Below are 16,628 nucleotides of genomic sequence, written 5' to 3'. Positions count from 1 at the left end.
ATCATCTCCGATGATGGGGACCGCCCCGGGGCAATTGGATCAAGCAACGCTGGGAGTACGTTCATGGCGGTAGAGGCCGGCGCATGGCAGGAGGACCGCGTCGCGGGGCGGGTATGGACAGTACGCCTGGACCCCTACGGCCGCCCTTCCGCCGGCTCGGTCCGGCTCTCCTGCTCCCGCCCGGCCTGCGCCGATCAACGCTTTCCCGGCTCTGCTACGGGACGCAAGGCCGCGGTCGAACACGTCAACATGCACCTGGCCCGCATTCGCACAGGCGGCGGGCCGCGCAGCGAGGCGTGGTGTGCCTGCCGCGCCGCCGACTGCGCATGGCACACCCCCACCGACACCGTCGTCGGACCGCGCGGAGGGGTGCGGCCGGTGGTGGAGGCGGTGCGGTGCGGCGGTCCGATGGTCCTGACGGTGTACGCGGACCGTGCGGGGAGGCTGTGGCGGATCGCGGAGATGTGCGCGCGGTGCGCGGCCGCCACGCCCGGCTGCCGTGTCCTGGACACCGCCCCGCCGGCCCGTACCGCCCCGGCCGGGACGGACCAGGCGGCCGGGAAACCAGCCGCGGAAGGGGATCCCTCGGGCGGCACGGTCGGTAATGGTGCGGCGGCGGTCTTCTCCGACCATGGCCCCTCCCCCGCCGCCGGCGCTTCGTCTCCGCCAACGTCGGTCCCTCGTGCCCGCGCCGCCTCACCCAGGGCGTCCCGGCGGGCGAAGCGGTGGGGGAAGATCGCGCAGCGGATCGTGCCGCACGACCTTCAGCCCGACGCTCTGCGGATGGAGCTCATCGAACTCGGGGACGCGTTCCGCGCCTACCAGCAGCGCACGAGCCCGACCTCGCCCTCCTCGCCGGACTCCACGAGCGCAAGGCCCGAGCCTTCGCCTCCTGGGCCGACGTCAGTGGCGACGGCTCCCTGCGCCACGAGGCGAAGCGTGCCGAGAAGGCCGCGCCGACCACCCGCGAGATGCACGCCAACCGTGGCTGGCCAGACCGTCGGTGACACGGCAGGCAGCAACCAGCTGGCGGTCGGTGACAGGGTGAGCGGCAACCAGCTGGTGGAACGGCTGCTGACCCGGCAGCAGGCCGCCCACGCCCGGGCCGTGCTGGACTACGTCGCCGCCCACTCCCACCCGGAGGCCGAGGTGCGCCTGGCGGTGCTCATGCTCACCCTGCGGGCCGCGCGCGCCGGCACCGGGAACGTCACCGGCCAGGACTTGACCGGCTGGCTCCAAGACGATGCCGAGCGGGTGCTTGGGCAGCTGGTCGCGGACGGCTGGCTGCGCCTGCCCGGCACCGTCGCCGCGGTGATGGCCTCCCGCCCCGAGGACCCCGTCGAGGTCACCGTCCCCACGCTGCTGCCTGAGCAGCCCCGCCCGTTCACTTTCGGCAAGACCATCCGCGCGAGGATCTCCGGCTGGGCCCAGAAAGTCGTGGGTGACCGGAAGATCCGCAAGAAGAAGCTGGGCGCCGCCACCCGGCTCCTGGCCCTGTACACCGCCGCCCACGCCCGCCCCGAGGGCCGCCTCGGACGCGCCGAGGACGGCAGGCCGCACCTGGACCAGGCCGCCGCGTTCACCGCCCTGCCACCCGAGGAAGTCACCGAGCACGCCGGACTGCTGATCACTGCCGACTGGCTCGCCGAAACCGACACCGCCGGAGACCGGCTGCGCGGACAGCTTGCTGAGCACGTCCTGCCGCTGGGAGGGCTGCTGTAGCCCGCCGAGGTCTCCGCCCCCGCCCCACCTCTCGCGCTCGACCGCCCCGGGGCTCCACGTCTTCGCCGCGCTCGCAGAGTTCATCCGAGAACTGATCGTGCAGGGCACCCACGAGGGCCTGGCGGCAGCGCGGGCCCGGGGGAACGCATCGGGCGGCCGCCAGCCATGGATGCGGAACAGATTCGGCACGCCCGCGCGCTGCTCGCGCAGCCGGACAACACGATCATGTCGATCGTGAAGCTGCTCGGAGTCTCCCGCACGACGCTGTACAAGTACGTGCCGGAGCTGGCCACAGGGCGGGGCTCCCTCATCGCTGGTTCGGCGCCAGCTCTCCCCTCTCCTCGCGCCTGACACCGCGCAGCCTCCGCACGGGGCCCGGCTTGTTGGCAGGGCCCCGTGCGCCTACGGGCTCTTCTCCCGTTTCCACAGCAGTGATCCGTGCTCTGACCCTGTCATCCGCAGCAAGGTGCGGGGGTAGGGAAGTGCTCTCTTTGGGGCGGGCAGATACCAGTTGCTCAACCGTCAGACCTTGCGCCTTCTCCAGGTGGGCCCCGCTCAGGTGCACCTTCTCCAGGTGGGCCCCGCTCAGGTGCGCCTTCTCCAGATGGGCCCCGCTCAGAGCTGCTCTCTCCAGGTGGGCCGCGATCAGGAACGCTCTCTCCAGGTGGGCTCCGATCAGGAGCGCCCCCTCCAGGTGGGCTCTGATCAGGAGCGCTTCCTCTAGGCGGGCCTCGGACAGGTCCGCCCCCTTGAGGTGGGCCCCGCGCAGGTCCGCCCTCATGAGGTGGGCCCCGCGCAGGTCCGCCCGGCGTAGGTTGGTGTATCGAAGGTTGGGCCCGAAGGGCTCGTCACGGTCCTGCGGCCGACGGCCGAGCACAGTTAGTGCTGCCTGGACAGATTCTGTCGGGCGCGGGTCCCCATTGTGCTCAGCGGCGTGTCCGTGTGGCCGCACGGCGACTCGCGCCACCGCCTGCCAGAGCTGGCGGGCAGGCCACAAAGGCTTGTGCGTGGAGGGCTCAGTCGGGGCGGTGGCGTGCTCGCGGACGAATGCGGCAAGGACCTCAACGATGGTGGCATGATCCTTCGCCGAGTCCCGCATGATGCGCTCCAGCGCGTAGATCCCTCCGAGTTGCTCGACTGGCTTGTCGGAGGCGATTTGGCTGATGGCCTTGGTGTAGCGGTCGGTGACCTGTCCTTCGCGGTTCTGGTGCAAGGTGCGGTGGGTGTAGAGGATGCCGACTGCCGCTAGGCCGCCAGCGCCCATGGCCAGGAGTGCCGTGCGCACACCGGTAACGGCGGTCGCTTGAGGCTGGGTGATCTTGGGGAGGTAGTGAGCATCGAGCCACCAGGGAACTTGCCACAGCGCCATCCCTACAGCGCCGATTCCGCCGAGTGCCGTCAGGATGCCCCACACCCACATCCATGGCTTCCGCAGCCACCACCGGTTCTTCATGCCCTCCAGGCAATGTATTTCTAGCCTTACCGGACTGCTCGACTCGGCCGTCCGCTCGCGCAGATCACCCAGACGGAGGCCGCCGCGGTCCGCGAGAACACCGAGGCCCGGCAGGAGCAAGGCCCGCGCCTGAGCACGGCAAGCGCAACTGTGACGCCGTGCCGGGCTGGTTGAACGGCCTTCCTTAGGTCGTAAGGAGCTCCTCGAACAGCTGGCCATCGTAGTCGCGGCTCCATCGCACGCTGTTCGCGTCGGTGAACTCAAAGGACACTGGTGTGGCCGTGGGGGAACTTGGTTCAGGGGTCTGGTCCAAGACGGGCGTCGGCGGGGTTCATGCCGCAGTCGACGAGGCGCGTGTACGGCATCGCGCGGTGCAGGGCCTCGACGGCCGGGTCCAGCGCCTCGAGCGCGGCGACCGGCTGGTCGGCCGACCAGGACAACGCGGTGCGCAGCTCATCGACCAGGGCGGCAAGCTCCGTGCCGTCAGCCGCTGCGCCAAAGAGCACGAAGTCCGGACGGGCCAGGTAGGCGACGGCGCCGAACTCGCGCAGGTACGCCGTGTACACGCCGTCCCCGTCGTTGACGTCCTGGCCGAGCCGCACGATGCGGCAGCCGAGCCGGTCGAGGAAGGTCAGCTGATCCGCGGTGAGCGCCGGGGGTGCAGACGAGGGTGAAGCCGCGCCCGACGACGTCGTCGAACCGCCCGGTCCGAGCGCCGGCGGTGACGCGTCCCAGCGGGACGAGGTCGCCGACGGGGCGCTTCACGGTACCGTCCGCCTCATGATGGAGAACGCCCTCGGTGACCATGGCACCACGCTCCATCGGCGGCGGTCCTCCGGGTCGAGACATACAGCGGCGTGGTGGAGGGCGCGCACACGGAACTGAAGGCGCTGGAACACGGGTTCTTGGCGATCTTCACTGCCGAGATCCTCTTACGGATGGTGGCCCACGGGGACCGGCCTCGGGACTTCTTCCGCGATCCCTGGAACCTGTTCAACGTGGCGGTCGTGGCGCTGGCCTTCCTCCCCATCACCCGTGAGAACGCGACGGTTCTGCGGCTGCTGCGCATGGCACGGGTACCGCGGGCCGCGCGGTTCCTGCCACAGATACGGGTGGTGATCACGGCCACCGGCAAGGGCCTGCCCGGCACACTGAGTTTCCTGCTGGTCGGCACGCTGCTGCTGTATGTGTACGCCATGGTCGGCTGGGTGTTCTTCGCCGATGACGACCCGGAACACTACGGCTCGATCGGCCGGGCCGTCCTGACGCTCTTCCTGCTCATCACCCTGGACGGGCTGGGGGACGCGGCACGGGCGGGAGACGAACTCGCAGCGGACCTGGGCGGCACAAGCAGCACCTGCCGATGCCTGGCGCCTGCCGACGAGGATGGGGGCGGTGGGCTCGCGTCCCGGGCGGATAGGCCGACCGAATCAGCGCGGTCCAGTGCCGCCGCTCGCACCGCCCGGCTCGGTGTCCGTCACCCGGGAGCTGATCACAGCGTTGATTGCTAGACTTTGAAAGTCTAGTCTTGACTGGATACATCGTGACCGGCCCCCGATGGAGGAAGCGTGAGAGCCGCCGACAGCAGGGCACGCGTCGGCCGCCTGGTCTGGATGGACACGGACCTGTGGAAGCGGCGGGTGAAGCAGCGTGCCGAGGGCAACGGCCTGGCCCGAGCCCGCTCGCGGGTACTCGAGGCACTCCTGGCGGCGTACGCCGAAGGGTCGCTCGGCGCGCCCGTGCCGGCTGGCAGCACGTTCGGCACGGTGGAACGGGGCGGGTGCCGTGTCTACCTCGATGACAGCGTGTGCGAGAGAGCAGAGGCCAGGTGGAAGATTCAAGAGCAGGCCCGTCGGGGAGGCGACCCCGGGTTCGGGCTGCTGTGTGAGGTGCTGCTGAGGGAGTATGCCGAGGGGCGCGTCGAGCTGCGGATCACGGCGGCTCCCGCCGGGAGCGCTGGAAGCGTGGCGGCATGAGCGAGGCAGCAGCGGACGGGCACGAAGCCCTCATTCCGCAGCCCAATACCACGGCGGAGGACCTGCGCGCGGCTGTGGTGCAGATCGCGCCGAACCAGGTGGCCGTATTCGACGCCGAGCGGACGGCAGCGGTGGAGGCGGCCCGCAGCCAGGTCGACGCAGCCCCCATGCGCCGGTTCCTGAGGCGGTGGGCGCTCACGGTGGCGATCGAGCGCGTTCCGGCGCGGGCGGCGCGACTGAGCGAGCTGGAGGCCCGAGCAGGGCAGGTGGAGAGTCTGGCCGAGGGACGTGCCATCGCCGCCGAGGTGGCGGCCATCCACGCGGAGGCAGCGGCCGAGGCCGGGATCGACGGGCGGACCGCCGGGTGACCGAAGACGCCCGACAGGGGTGGCGCTGGGAGTACGAGCCCGACTACGAGCACGTAGCGAAGGGGCTGTCCGAACGCGTGGTCGGGGAGGTGGAGCGGCTCGCCGGGCAACTCGTGGACCTGGCCGAGATGGGCATCGACGTCACGGCCATCGGAGAAGGCCCGAGGCCGGGAGCCGCAGGCGGTGTGCGGCGCCTACCGGTCCTGGACGACGGGTTCATGCTGGTCCTGCCACTCCCCCGCCTGCAACTCGTCGCCGTCACATACATCTGCCCGCCATTCGCCGACCTGTAGCCCCTTTCGCGCCCCGAACTGCCGGCCGTCGCCGTGCCAACCGTCAGGGGCGAGGTCGGCGGCAATGGGGGGACCCCGGCACACTCATCGCGTTCGCGGACGACTTGGCCACCGCACGCTCGGTCAGCTACCGCGACCTGGACCGGAGTCGGCCAGCACGCCGACGCGACACAGACCGAACACGCCATCGCCGCCCTGTACGCGCTCACCGGCTGCTACGACGCGCCCGGTGGGCACGTCGTCTTGCCGCAGCAATCGCTCGCCAGGGTGGCCCTGCCGCCGACACCCGAGCAGGCGGCGAAGGCGTTGGGTCTCGGCGAGCACCCTCTGGGCCCCCGGGCATCCGGCTGGGTCACCGCACGGGCCCTGTGCAGGTCGATCATCGACGGGGATCCGTACCGGGTGCGGGCCCTGGTCTCCTTCGACGGGAACCTGCTGCTCTCCCGGCCCGATCCGGTGCGCACGGCTTAGGCCCTGCGGCGGCCCGAATTCGGCGCGCACATCGATCTGTTCGAGAATCCCACGCGCGGTTCGCCGACATCCTCCTGCCCGCCAATACTCCCTGGGAGCGAGAAGGTCTGCGAGCGGGCTTCGAAGGTCTCGCACCGTGCCCAGCAGCGCGTGCAGCTGCGCCCCCGCATGCTCGACCCGCTCGGCGAGTCCCGCTCCGACCTCGGCATCGTCTTCGGCCTCGCCGACCGGCTGGGTCTTGGAGACGAGTTCTTCGGCGGTGACATCCAGACGGCGTGGAACCATCAGCTCGAGCCCCTCGGCCTGACCGTGGACGAGCTCCGCGCGGCCCCCGGCGGCGTGGACGTGCCGCTGCCGACACCGTACCGGAAGTACGCCGAGACCGCGCCCGACGGGCAGGTCACCACATTCGCGACACCGACCGAGCGGGTGGAGCTGTACTCACAGCGGCTGCGAGACCACGGCTACTCCCCGGTGCCCACATCCGCCGGACCAGCCACCGACCCCGACTTGTCACTCACCTTGAGCTGCGCCAAGAACGGCTACTTCCGCCACAGCCAGCACCGCGGGCTGTCGTCACTGCGCAAGCGCTTCCCCGAACCCCTCGTCGACATCTGCGAGCAGGCTGCCGCAGACCGGGGCATCGCCGAGGGTGACCTGGTGGAGATCACGACGCGCAACGCCGTCGTGCGGTGCCCGGGTCGACCCCGGCCTGCACTCCGACACGGTGGTCGCCGAGTACGGGTGGTGGCAGAGCGCTCCCGACCTCGCACTACCCGGATCGGCGCCGCTGGCAGGCGGCGGACAGAACTACAACCCGCTCATCGACGGCACCTCGCACGATCCGATCAGCGGCTCGGTACCGATGCGCTCGACACCCTGTGACGTCCGTCGGATATCGACCGCGACATGGGCCGGGCCGCACGAGTTCGTCGTGGAGTCGGCCGACGACGTGACCGAGGACATCCGGGAGCTGCTCCGTCCGGGCGACGGAGGTCCGCTGCCGGAGTTCCGGCCCGGCCGGCACATCACCCTCGCCGAGGCCGGCGCCCCGGGCACCACCCGCACGTGCTCGCTGACCGGCGCGGCACGGAGCAATGGACTCGAAACGCATCGGCTTGCCGTCCGACGGGTCGACGGCGGCGCGTTCTCCCCGACCGTGCACCACAGCTTCACCGCCGGAGCCCGGGTATGGGTGACCGCGCCGTCCGGCCTGTTCGCGATCCCGGTCGACCACGACCAACCGGTGGTGCTGCTCGCGGCCGGGGTCGGCATCACCCCCTTCCTCGGCTACCTCGAGACACTGGCGGGCCGTCGGCGGCTCGGTCCCCGAGGTGACCTGGACCCGGGCTGACGGCACACTGCTCGAACTCGGTGACAAGGCAGGTCTGACGCACCGAGTGGATGCCGCATCGGCCAGTGCGAGAGCTGCGCCGTCACCGTCCTGAACGGCCAGGTCGCCCACCTGGTGGCTCCGGCCGACGACCTGCCCGGCCATCAAGCCCTGACATGCCAGGCCATGCCGGTCATGGACGTCGTGCTTGATATCCAGGGGCAGTCGGCCAGGAGGTCGACCCCCGTGCCCGCCCGGCATCGCTGTCTCCTTGTGTTTGTGAGGATGCTGTGGGTGACAGGACATAGGGGCTTCCGGCCTCCGGCGCCCTTCCCTACCCTCCGTTGTTCATGGCAATGAACAACGCGCAGCAGTCCCAAGGGCACAACGGACACAGCCGCAGACGCTTCCTGACGGCGACCGGGGGCGCCGTCGCCGGAGTCGTCGGCGGGGGAACGGTCGGCGCCTTGGGGGCCGCCGGCAGCGCGGCCGCGGCCTCCTCCGGCAAACGCGTCGCGGTCCTCGGCGGTGGAGTCTCCGGCCTCAGTGCCGCCCACGAACTCGCCGAACGCGGCTACGAGGTCACGGTCTACGAGTACTACGACGCCCTCGGCGGCAAGGCCCGCTCAATGGACGTCCCCGGGACCGGAACGGGCGGCCGCAAGCCGCTTCCCGGCGAGCACGGCTTCCGTTTCTTCCCCGGCTTCTACCGGAATCTGCCGGACACCATGCGCCGCATCCCCTTCCCGGGCAACGCGAACGGCGTCCACGGCAACCTCCGCGGTGGTACGGAGGAGTTGTTCGCGCGCGGCTCGGGCCGCCCGGATCTGCACTTCCCGCTCCGCCGGGCCACCACCCCACCCGCCCCCGGCGACCTCACCCCGTCCTGGATCCGCGACCAGATCCTGTCGGTGCTGGATCTCGCCACTCACCTGCCCGCCGACGAGGCCGCCTACTTCGCCGGCCGCCTCCTGGTCCACCTCACCAGTTGCGACGCCCGCCGCGAGGGGCAGTGGGAAAAGGTCCCATGGTGGGACTTCATCCGGGCCGGCGAGATGAGCCGCGAGTACCAGGTGCTTCTCGGCATCGGTCAGACCCGCAACCTCGTCGCCACCCGCGCCGAGATCGCCTCCACGCGCACCGTCGGCCGCGTCATCATCGAGGCCCTCATCCTGTGGGGCCTGCTCGGCCGCGGCATGGACGGCGACGCGGACATCGACCGGGTGCTGAACGCCCCGACCAGCGAGGCGTGGATCGACCCCTGGGAGCGGCATCTGCGCTCCCTGAGCGTCGAGTTCGTGCTCGGCACCGAGGTCCGGGAGGTGGTGTACGACGGCGGTCGGGTGACCGGCGTACGGGTGGCGGCTCGCGACGGCGGCCGGCAGCGCACCATCACCGCCGACCATTACATCTCCGCCCTCCCGGTCGAGCACGCGCGCGTGACCTGGGGCCCGGCCCTGCGGGCCGCCGACCCGCAGCTCGGGCGGTGCGACGCGCTGAAGACGGACTGGATGACCGGCGTGATGTTCTACCTGCGCACGCCCACCCCCGTCGTGCACGGCCACATCAACTGTCTCGACTCCCCGTGGGCGGTCACCGGAATCGGCCAGACACAGTTCTGGGACGTACGGGACTTCTCACGCGACTACGGGGACGGGCGGGCCCACGAGTGCCTGTCCGCGATCATCTCCGAGTGGGACAAGCCCGGCATCCTGTACGGCAAGACGGCCCGTGAGTGCACCAAGGACGAGATCGTCACCGAACTGTGGGCCCAGCTGAAGGACGGGCTGAACGACTCCGGCAAGACGGCGCTCAGGGACGATGACCGGCTCGGCTGGTTCATGGACCCGGCGGTGACGGGCCTCGGCGGCCCCGATCCGCAGAACCGCGAACAGCTCCTCATCCACCCCACCGGCACCCTCCACAACCGCCCGTCGGCGAGGACAGCGGTGCCGAACTTCTTCCTCGCGGGTGACTACGTCCGTACGGATGTGGACCTGGCGACCATGGAGGGCGCCAACGAGTCCGCGCGACGTGCCGTCAACGCACTCCTGGACGCGGACAATTCGGGCGCCGAGCGGTGTCACATCTGGGAGTTGTTCCGGCCGCCGGAGATGGAGCCCCTGAAGCGGATCGACGAAGTGCGCTATCGGCTGGGGCTGCCCAACACCTTCGACCTGGCGTAGCCGCCGGCATCGAAATCCCCGGCGACGAGCACGGCTTCCAATGGGGCTCCGTCCAGGCCCAGCCTCCTGTGGAGCGGGCCTGTCCGGTAGTCCGCTACAGACGCGGGGTGCGCGCCTCGATCCGGTAGTCGAAGGCGGCACCGCCGACACCGACCGTGGTCACCCCGCCGTCGACGGTAAGGACGGCCCCGTTGACGTAGGACGCGGCGGGCGACAGCAGCCAGTTGATCGCCTCGGCGACCTCCTCCGGATCACCCGGCATCGGGTCGCAGTGCCACCGCAACGGGGCAGCCCGGATGGCGCCCCGCCGCGGTGTCCCCGCGTGCCGGTCAGTCGGCCGGGGTCAGGGCGACCTCGGCGCTGCCCGAGAGGGACGGCAGGCCGTCCGGGGGCGTGTCCGTGTAGGTGGCGTTGAAGACCGCCTTGAGGTTGTCCGAACCGGAGTGACCGCCGTCCACGAACGTCTTGAACGATCCGGAGCAGCCGTTGCTCGTCGACAGCGGGTGGCCGTGCGAGTCGTGGCCGAGGATGAACGAGACGCTGACCTTCGAGCAGTCCACCGGCTGGTCATCGGTGACGGTGACCTGCCAGGTGACCGTGTCGCCCCAGTGGAACGCCGTGCCGCCGTGCGGAGCCGGGTCGGTGGTGAGTGAGACGACCGGCGCCTTGTTGCCGACGACGACGGGAACGGACGCGGAGGCCGAGCGCCCGGTGCTGTCGGTGACCTTCAGCGTGGCGTCGTAGACGCCGTTCTTGGTGAACGTGTGCTTCGGGTTCGCCTCCCTGGAGTCCACGGTGCCGTCGGCGTCGAAGTCCCACGCGTAGCGGAGGGCGTCACCGTCGGCGTCCTTCGTGCCGGCGCTGGAGAGCTGGACCGTCAGCGGGCTGGTGCCGTTGACCACGTCCGCGGCGACCTTGGGCTCCGGGGTGCGGTTGCCCCGAGTGAAGTCGATGCGGGAGAGCTGGGCCTCGGGCAGTTCCGCGAAGTACCCGGTGCCGTACTCGAGGACGTACAGCGCGCCGTCCGGGCCGAATTCGGCGTCGATCGGGCCGTCCGTTTTGATCGAGGGCATCGCGTCCTCGATCTTCTGGACCTCGTTCTTCTTGCCGAGGGTGATGGCCTTCATCTGGTCGCGGGTCCACTCGTAGAAGAGCGGCTTGCCGTCGAAGTACTGGGGCCAGCGGTTCTGGGCCTTGTTCCGCTGGTCGTAGCGGTACGCCGGGCCGCCCATGGGGCCGATGCCGCCCGTGCCGAGCTCGGGGAACGTCGGGGAGGCGTCGTAGCCGTATACGATCTCCGCGTCCGTGACCGGGGGCAGCACGCTCCGGCCGGTGTTGTGGCGCGAGTCGTTGACCGGCTTGGCGCAGTTGAACGCGCCGCTGGAGGTCTTGGTCGCGAAGTCGTAGTCCTGGTACGGCTTGTCCTGAGTCACGCAGAACGGCCAGCCGTAGTTGGCGGGGCGGTCGATGACCATCCAGCGCCCCTGGCCGGCGGGGCCGCGGTCGGGACTGGCGGTTTTGGCGTCGGGTGAGTAGTCGCCGACGTAGACCTCGCCCGTCTTGTCGTCCACCCCGAAGCGGAACGGGTTGCGCAGACCCATGGCGTAGATCTCCGGACGGGTCTTCGGGGTGCCCGGCGCGAAGAGGTTGCCGTCCGGTATCGCGTAGCCGCCGTCGCGCTTGGCCTTGATGCGCAGGACCTTGCCGCGCAGGTCGTTGGTGCTGCCCGCGGTGCGCCGCGCGTCGTAGGCCGGGTTGCGGTCGGGTCGGTCGTCGAGCGGGGCGTAGCCGTCGGAGGAGAACGGATTGGTGTCGTCGCCGGTCGACAGGAACAGGTTGCCCTTGTGGTCGAAGTCGATCTTGCCGCCGACGTGGCAGCAGAGGCCGCGGTCGGCCGGCACATCGATGATCTTCTGCTCGGTGGCGTAGTCGAGCTTGTCGCCCACGAGCTTGAACCGCGACAGCCGTGTGACGCCCTTGTACTTGGCGAAGTCCTCAGCCGTGCCGGACTGCGGTGCGTCCCCTTCGTTGACGCCCGGGGTGGCCGGGTCGTCCATGGGGGTGTCGAGGCGGGGCGAGTAGTAGAGGTAGACCCAGTGGTTCTTGGCGAATCCGGGGTCGACGGCGATGCCCTGCACGCCTTCTTCGTCGTGCTGGTAGAGCCCGGCGGGGCTCTTCTTCATGTCGGCGGCGAGGAAGTTCACGCCGCTCTTGGGGTCGTGGATGCGGACCTCTCCCGTACGCGCCGTGTGCAGCACCCGCCGGTCGGGCAGGACCGCCAGGGCCATGGGCTCGCCTGGGCGGTCGTTGAGGGTGACCTTCTGGAAGTCCGACGAAGCCGGCGGCATGGGGTCTGATGGGGCGGCTTGGGCTACGGAGAGGGGCAGGAGCCCGACGGCTCCGGCCAACGCAGCCGCAACGAATGTGACGATCCGTCTGTTGCGCACTCAGAACTCCTTTGGTTCGGCCAGAGGGTGATAGCCAGGCGGATGGGCGGGCACGGCGTATGGCGCCGCGTCAGCTACGGGCGCGCAGGGCCGCGAGGTTGTTGTAGCCGACCCGGGCATACTCCAGGGACTGACCGGGAACGCTCGCGCTCGGTGCGGTGTCCTGCTCGACCATCGGGTTGTGGTAGTTCTTCGCACCCACCCGGGTGAAGAACGTCCGGTAGTCGATGTCGCCTGTGCCGAAGGGCACCATGTCGTAGCCCAGGCCGCTCTGCGGATTGACCACGCCGTCCTTCGCGTGGAAGAGCGGGAAGCGATTGGTGTTGCGGACCACGAGTCCGGCCGGATCGAAGACACTCTCACGCTGCGAGCCGTCGTGGGCGGTGTACGTGTGGAACTTGTACTGGGCCACGTGCGCCCAGAAGACGTCCAGCTCCAGATAGACGCTCTTGCGGTCCGTCGCCTTCAGGAAGTACTCCAGCTTCCGGATACCGGAGCTGCGGGTCGGCCGGCCCTGGGCGTCGAGCGGGCCGCCGTCGAACAGGAAGTCGTAGGCACTGTCGTGGTTGTGGGTGTAGAGCTTGATGCCTTCACGGCGGGCGATGGCGCCCAGGGTGTTCCACTTCTGCGCGGCGACGTCCCAGTCGGCCCGGTAGGGGGTGTTGGTGGGGTCACCGCCGGTCCCCATGTGCTCCATGCCAAGGATGTTGGCGATCTCCAGGAAGCGCTTGAAGGTGTCCAGGTCGGACGGGGTCAGCGGCCAGGACGAGGGGATGAAGCCGTGGCTGCCCTGCGCCCGCAGGCCGTACTCGTCGAGCCAGGAGCGCAGCAGCTTCGCGCCCTGGACGGTACCCAGATCGGCGCCGCCCGGCGCGTTGGCGTGCTGACCGTAGCCGGCGAACTCCACCTGGCGGTAGCCGTAGCGCGACAGCTGCTTGAACACCTCACGGAAACCGGAGGGCAGATCGGAGGCCAACGGGTCACGGCCGATCGCGTCACGCACGGTGTAGAGGATGATGCCGCGCTTGTGCGGCGGGACCAGAGCGGAACGCCCACCGTCATGGCCGGCGGCTTCCGCTCCGTCCTGCGCCAGAGCGGGCGCGGCGCCGAAGACGGGGGCGGCCACCGCCGCGGCGGCGGCCGCCGTGCAGGTGCTGAGGAAACGGCGGCGGCTGACGCCGAGTGCGCGGCGCAGGGCGTCGCCGGTGACGGCTTCGTCGTTGAACGCGGTCACAGTGGTTCTCTCTTTCGTTGTCGCAGTACTGCGGGTGCCCGACGGCTACCGCCTCAGGAGAGTCCGGCGAGCCGCAGGAGCAGGGACTTCACCTCGGTGGCCGCTACGCGGCCGGATACTGCGGGGGGTGGAGACCAGGACGAGCGGACCTTCTTCGTCGCTCGTGGGGAGGCGGCCGTGGCTGCCGCGTAGGGATGAGGCGTCAAGGGATAAGACGGCGAGCCGGTAGCACATGCCGAGCTTCTTGCGGGCCACGGGGGCGGCAGGCCTGTGCCGTCGTACGGCGGAGTCTCGGTGACCATGCCGGTCGGCGGCTGCAGTCCGGCGGTGATCGCCGCGCATCCCGGCGACGGCGGTGGCGGCAACCGATCCGCGGGCTGCGACGAACCAGACACCGGTGCGTGCGGTCCGCCCGCCGATGCGGGGCTCCGATGCGTTCCCGTCGTTGCTCACGGGCTGCCTCCCTGCCATGTCGATGTTCCGATGTGGTTGGAGGACGGTGGGTGGGGGCTCGGGGGCCTCCCGCCCACCGCCGGCATTGGGGCGGCTTCGGCCGCGACCGAGGAGGGCTGCTCCGTGGTTGGCGCGGTGACGGCGTGTGAGTGGGCGGCAACGGGCCGCCGGTGAGAAATGCGGGGTACCTGAGAGTTCTCGGCCCTGCGCGGTATCGGGCCGGCCTCCGTAGGCCGGTCAAACGAGCGGCGCGCCGCGCGACCTGAACGCGCCGTCAGTCTCGAACCACTGTGTGGTCCCTGTGCAGAAGGGACCGTAGCCTTGTTCGTCCTTGACCGGAACCCCTTGCGCGACGAAGACGGCAAACTTCTTCCCGAGTCAGGACAAAGCCGTGTCCGGGCAGCCCGGACCAGCCCGGCGGAGCGTCTAGTTGTCGCTGCCTCCGAAGGCGGCGTCGAAGGATGCCGAAGGCGGGTCGAAGTCGAATCGCTTCAGATGGGCGAGTGCCTGCGGCGCACCGACGAGGCGGTCCATGCCGACGTCCTCCCACTCGACGGAGATCGGCCCGTCGTAGCGGATCGAGCGCAGCATCCGGAACACGTCCTCCCAAGGGACGTCGCCGTGCCCGGCGGAGACGAAGTCCCAACCCCGCCGCGGGTCACCCCAGGGCAGATGGGAGCCGAGCCGCCCGTTGCGCCCGTCCAGACGCTTGCGGGCCTCCTTGCAGTCGACGTGGTAGATCCGGTCCCGGAAGTCGTAGAGGAAGCCGACCGGGTCCAGGTCCTGCCAGACGAAGTGGCTGGGGTCGAAGTTGAGCCCGAAGGCCGGGCGGTTGTCCACCGCCTCCAAGGCGCGTTTGGTGGTCCAGTAGTCGTAGGCGATCTCGCTCGGATGGACTTCGTGGGCGAAGCGGACGCCCTCGGCGTCGAACACGTCCAGGATCGGATTCCAGCGCTCCGCGAAGTCCTCGTAACCGCGCTCGATCATCCGCTCCGGTACCGGCGGGAACATCGCCACCAGATGCCAGATCGACGATCCGGTGAAACCGACGACCGTGTCGACGCCGAAGGCGGCCGCGGCCCGCGCCGTGTTCCCGATCTCGGCCGCGGCCCGTCGGCGTACGCCCTCTGGCTCCCCGTCGCCCCAGATCCGGGCGGGCAGGATGCCCTGGTGCCGTTCGTCGATGGGATGGTCACAGACGGCCTGGCCGACGAGGTGGTTGGAGATCGCCCAGCACTTCAGGCCGTACTTCTCCAGCAGAGCGTGCCGACCGGCCAGGTAGGACGGATCGGTCAGGGCTTTGTCGATCTCGAAATGGTCGCCCCAGCAGGCGAGTTCGAGGCCGTCGTAGCCGAAGTCGGCGGCCAGTCGGCAGACCTCCTCCAACGGCAGATCGGCCCACTGACCGGTGAACAGGGTGAACGGGCGTGGCATGGTGCCTCCGAGCGGGGTTCCTTGCCGGATCTCTACCGGACTTCGGCCTCGACGGCCTGGACAGGGGTGTAGACGGAGTTCTTCTGCGCGCTCTCCTCCACCGCGGCGAGCACCCGCTGCACCTGCAGACCGTCGGCGAACGACGGCATCGGGTCGGTGCCGGACGCGATGGCCTCGACCAGGTCGCGGGCCTGGTGGGCGAAGGTGTGCTCGTAGCCGAGCGCGTGACCCGGCGGCCACCAGCCCTCCAGGTACGGGTGCTCGGCCTCGGTGACGACGATCCTGCGGAACCCCGCCGTGGCGGCGGGCTCCCGATGGTCGTGGAAGGACAGCTCGTTGAGCCGCTCCAGGTCGAAGGCGATCGAACCGAACTCGCCGTTCACCTCCAGCCTCAGGGCGTTCTTACGCCCCGACGCCATCCGCGTCGCCTCGAACGTGGCGAGCGCCCCCGACGCGAGCCGGCCGGTGAAGAGGGCCGCGTCGTCGACCGTGACCGGCCCACGCCGGGTGCCGCCGGAGGCGGTCAGGCCGGAGGAGGCACCGTCGAGGCGGGGGCGTTCCTTGACGAAGGTCTCCATCTGGGCGGAGACCCCGACCAGCACCTCACCCGTCAGGTACTGGGCGAGGTCGACGATGTGCGCGCCGAGGTCGCCGAGCGCCCCCGACCCCGCGTGCTCCCGCTGCAGCCGCCACGTCAGCGGGAAGTCGGGGTCGACCAGCCAGTCCTGGAGATAGCTGACGCGTACGTGGCGCAACGTGCCGAGCCTGCTGTCGGCGATGAGCCGGCGGGCGTAGGTGAGGGCGGGCACGCGCCGATAGTTGAAACCCACCATGGCCAACTGGCCGCGCGAGCGGGCCGCTTCGGCGGCCGTGACCATGGCCTCCGCCTCGGCGACCGAATTGGCCAGCGGCTTCTCACACAGTACGTGCTTACCCGCCTCCAGCGCCGCGATCGCGATCTCCGCATGGCTGTCGCCCGGGGTGCAGATGTCGACGAGTTGCACATCGTCGCGGGCTATGAGGGCGCGCCAGTCGGTCTCCGCCGCGGCCCAGCCATGCTTGTCGGCCGCAGCCCGCACGGCGTGCGCGTCGCGTCCGGCGATCGCGGCCAGGACCGGCCGCAGCGGCAGATCGAACACGTGACCTACGGTGCGCCACCCTTGTGAGTGCGCGGCGCCCATGAACGCGTAACCGACCATGCCCACGCCGAGTGCCGGCGGTGCGGTCCGACTGTCCCTCTGTTCCATACGGATTCCTC

17 protein-coding genes and 3 pseudogenes are annotated in these 16,628 nt (G+C 70.1%); 11 read left to right on the top strand and 9 right to left on the bottom strand.

Annotated features, from left to right (window positions below; all coding sequences use genetic code 11):
- The first annotated feature begins 984 nt into the window (after nucleotides 1-984).
- Both ACZ6TD_RS48025 and ACZ6TD_RS48020 read left to right on the top strand, forming a co-directional pair.
- Nucleotides 985-1,722, top strand: coding sequence for a hypothetical protein (locus ACZ6TD_RS48025; protein ID WP_471348567.1), 738 nt, complete (start codon nucleotides 985-987; stop codon nucleotides 1,720-1,722).
- A gap of 165 nt (nucleotides 1,723-1,887) precedes the next feature.
- Nucleotides 1,888-2,073: a helix-turn-helix domain-containing protein gene (locus tag ACZ6TD_RS48020; protein WP_471348565.1), complete on the top strand. Its 186-nt coding sequence runs from the start codon at nucleotides 1,888-1,890 to the stop codon at nucleotides 2,071-2,073.
- Here the strand turns inward: ACZ6TD_RS48020 and ACZ6TD_RS48015 are convergent.
- Both ACZ6TD_RS48015 and ACZ6TD_RS48010 read right to left on the bottom strand, forming a co-directional pair.
- A complete protein-coding gene (locus tag ACZ6TD_RS48015) occupies nucleotides 2,030-3,295 on the bottom strand; it encodes a pentapeptide repeat-containing protein (protein WP_471348563.1) in 1,266 nt (421 codons plus the stop codon). The two genes, ACZ6TD_RS48020 and ACZ6TD_RS48015, sit on opposite strands and share 44 nt — an antisense overlap.
- Before the next feature lie 176 nt (nucleotides 3,296-3,471).
- Nucleotides 3,472-3,777: a hypothetical protein gene (locus ACZ6TD_RS48010; protein WP_471348562.1), complete on the bottom strand. Its 306-nt coding sequence runs from the start codon at nucleotides 3,775-3,777 to the stop codon at nucleotides 3,472-3,474.
- 219 nt (nucleotides 3,778-3,996) lie between these two features.
- Here ACZ6TD_RS48010 and ACZ6TD_RS48005 point away from each other — a divergent pair.
- From ACZ6TD_RS48005 to ACZ6TD_RS47965, 9 genes and pseudogenes are all read left to right on the top strand, one after another.
- A pseudogene (locus tag ACZ6TD_RS48005) lies at nucleotides 3,997-4,506 on the top strand (ion transporter); the annotation flags it as partial.
- Between the two features lie 237 nt (nucleotides 4,507-4,743).
- Nucleotides 4,744-5,151, top strand: coding sequence for a hypothetical protein (locus ACZ6TD_RS48000; protein ID WP_471348561.1), 408 nt, complete (start codon nucleotides 4,744-4,746; stop codon nucleotides 5,149-5,151).
- The gene (locus ACZ6TD_RS47995; protein ID WP_471348559.1) at nucleotides 5,148-5,519 is read left to right on the top strand and encodes a hypothetical protein; all 372 of its coding nucleotides are present in this window, start codon (nucleotides 5,148-5,150) and stop codon (nucleotides 5,517-5,519) included. Before ACZ6TD_RS48000 ends, ACZ6TD_RS47995 begins: the two co-directional genes overlap by 4 nt.
- Entirely contained in the window at nucleotides 5,516-5,812 is a 297-nt protein-coding gene (locus tag ACZ6TD_RS47990; protein WP_471348557.1) for a hypothetical protein, read from the top strand. Before ACZ6TD_RS47995 ends, ACZ6TD_RS47990 begins: the two co-directional genes overlap by 4 nt.
- A gap of 243 nt (nucleotides 5,813-6,055) precedes the next feature.
- Nucleotides 6,056-6,283, top strand: coding sequence for a hypothetical protein (locus tag ACZ6TD_RS47985; RefSeq protein ID WP_471348555.1), 228 nt, complete (start codon nucleotides 6,056-6,058; stop codon nucleotides 6,281-6,283).
- Between the two features lie 150 nt (nucleotides 6,284-6,433).
- Nucleotides 6,434-7,168: a molybdopterin dinucleotide binding domain-containing protein gene (locus ACZ6TD_RS47980; protein WP_471348554.1), complete on the top strand. Its 735-nt coding sequence runs from the start codon at nucleotides 6,434-6,436 to the stop codon at nucleotides 7,166-7,168.
- Nucleotides 7,169-7,217: 49 nt separating this feature from the next.
- Nucleotides 7,218-7,637, top strand: a complete 420-nt coding sequence (locus tag ACZ6TD_RS47975) for a ferredoxin reductase domain-containing protein (protein WP_471348552.1) — start codon at nucleotides 7,218-7,220, stop codon at nucleotides 7,635-7,637.
- A gap of 57 nt (nucleotides 7,638-7,694) precedes the next feature.
- Nucleotides 7,695-7,976 (top strand): 2Fe-2S iron-sulfur cluster-binding protein, encoded by a 282-nt coding sequence (locus ACZ6TD_RS47970; protein ID WP_471358712.1) that lies wholly within the window; start codon nucleotides 7,695-7,697, stop codon nucleotides 7,974-7,976.
- Nucleotides 7,967-9,802, top strand: coding sequence for a hydroxysqualene dehydroxylase (locus ACZ6TD_RS47965; protein ID WP_471348550.1), 1,836 nt, complete (start codon nucleotides 7,967-7,969; stop codon nucleotides 9,800-9,802). The genes ACZ6TD_RS47970 and ACZ6TD_RS47965 overlap by 10 nt, the downstream gene beginning before the upstream one ends.
- Before the next feature lie 94 nt (nucleotides 9,803-9,896).
- Here ACZ6TD_RS47965 and ACZ6TD_RS47960 read toward each other — a convergent pair whose 3' ends face one another.
- The 7 genes and pseudogenes from ACZ6TD_RS47960 to ACZ6TD_RS47930 form a co-directional block, all read right to left on the bottom strand.
- Nucleotides 9,897-10,100 carry an SDR family oxidoreductase gene (locus ACZ6TD_RS47960; protein ID WP_471358709.1) on the bottom strand — a complete coding sequence of 68 codons (204 nt, stop codon included), beginning with the start codon at nucleotides 10,098-10,100 and terminating at the stop codon, nucleotides 9,897-9,899.
- Between the two features lie 31 nt (nucleotides 10,101-10,131).
- Nucleotides 10,132-12,150 carry a PQQ-dependent sugar dehydrogenase gene (locus ACZ6TD_RS47955; RefSeq protein WP_471348548.1) on the bottom strand — a complete coding sequence of 673 codons (2,019 nt, stop codon included), beginning with the start codon at nucleotides 12,148-12,150 and terminating at the stop codon, nucleotides 10,132-10,134.
- 169 nt (nucleotides 12,151-12,319) lie between these two features.
- Nucleotides 12,320-13,483, bottom strand: a complete 1,164-nt coding sequence (locus ACZ6TD_RS47950; protein ID WP_471348545.1) for a sugar phosphate isomerase/epimerase family protein — start codon at nucleotides 13,481-13,483, stop codon at nucleotides 12,320-12,322.
- Nucleotides 13,484-13,536: 53 nt separating this feature from the next.
- A pseudogene (locus ACZ6TD_RS47945) lies at nucleotides 13,537-13,747 on the bottom strand (alkaline phosphatase family protein); the annotation flags it as partial.
- Nucleotides 13,744-13,954, bottom strand: a pseudogene (locus ACZ6TD_RS47940) (inositol-3-phosphate synthase); the annotation flags it as partial. The pseudogenes ACZ6TD_RS47945 and ACZ6TD_RS47940, both read right to left, overlap by 4 nt.
- Before the next feature lie 408 nt (nucleotides 13,955-14,362).
- Complete coding sequence (locus tag ACZ6TD_RS47935) at nucleotides 14,363-15,370, bottom strand: sugar phosphate isomerase/epimerase family protein (RefSeq protein ID WP_471348543.1); 1,008 nt, start codon at nucleotides 15,368-15,370, stop codon at nucleotides 14,363-14,365.
- Between the two features lie 32 nt (nucleotides 15,371-15,402).
- Nucleotides 15,403-16,617 (bottom strand): Gfo/Idh/MocA family protein, encoded by a 1,215-nt coding sequence (locus ACZ6TD_RS47930; protein WP_471348541.1) that lies wholly within the window; start codon nucleotides 16,615-16,617, stop codon nucleotides 15,403-15,405.
- Nucleotides 16,618-16,628: the final 11 nt, after the last annotated feature.

This window comes from Streptomyces yongxingensis (assembly GCF_055597465.1).
This window is presented reverse-complemented; position numbering and strand designations above follow the sequence as displayed.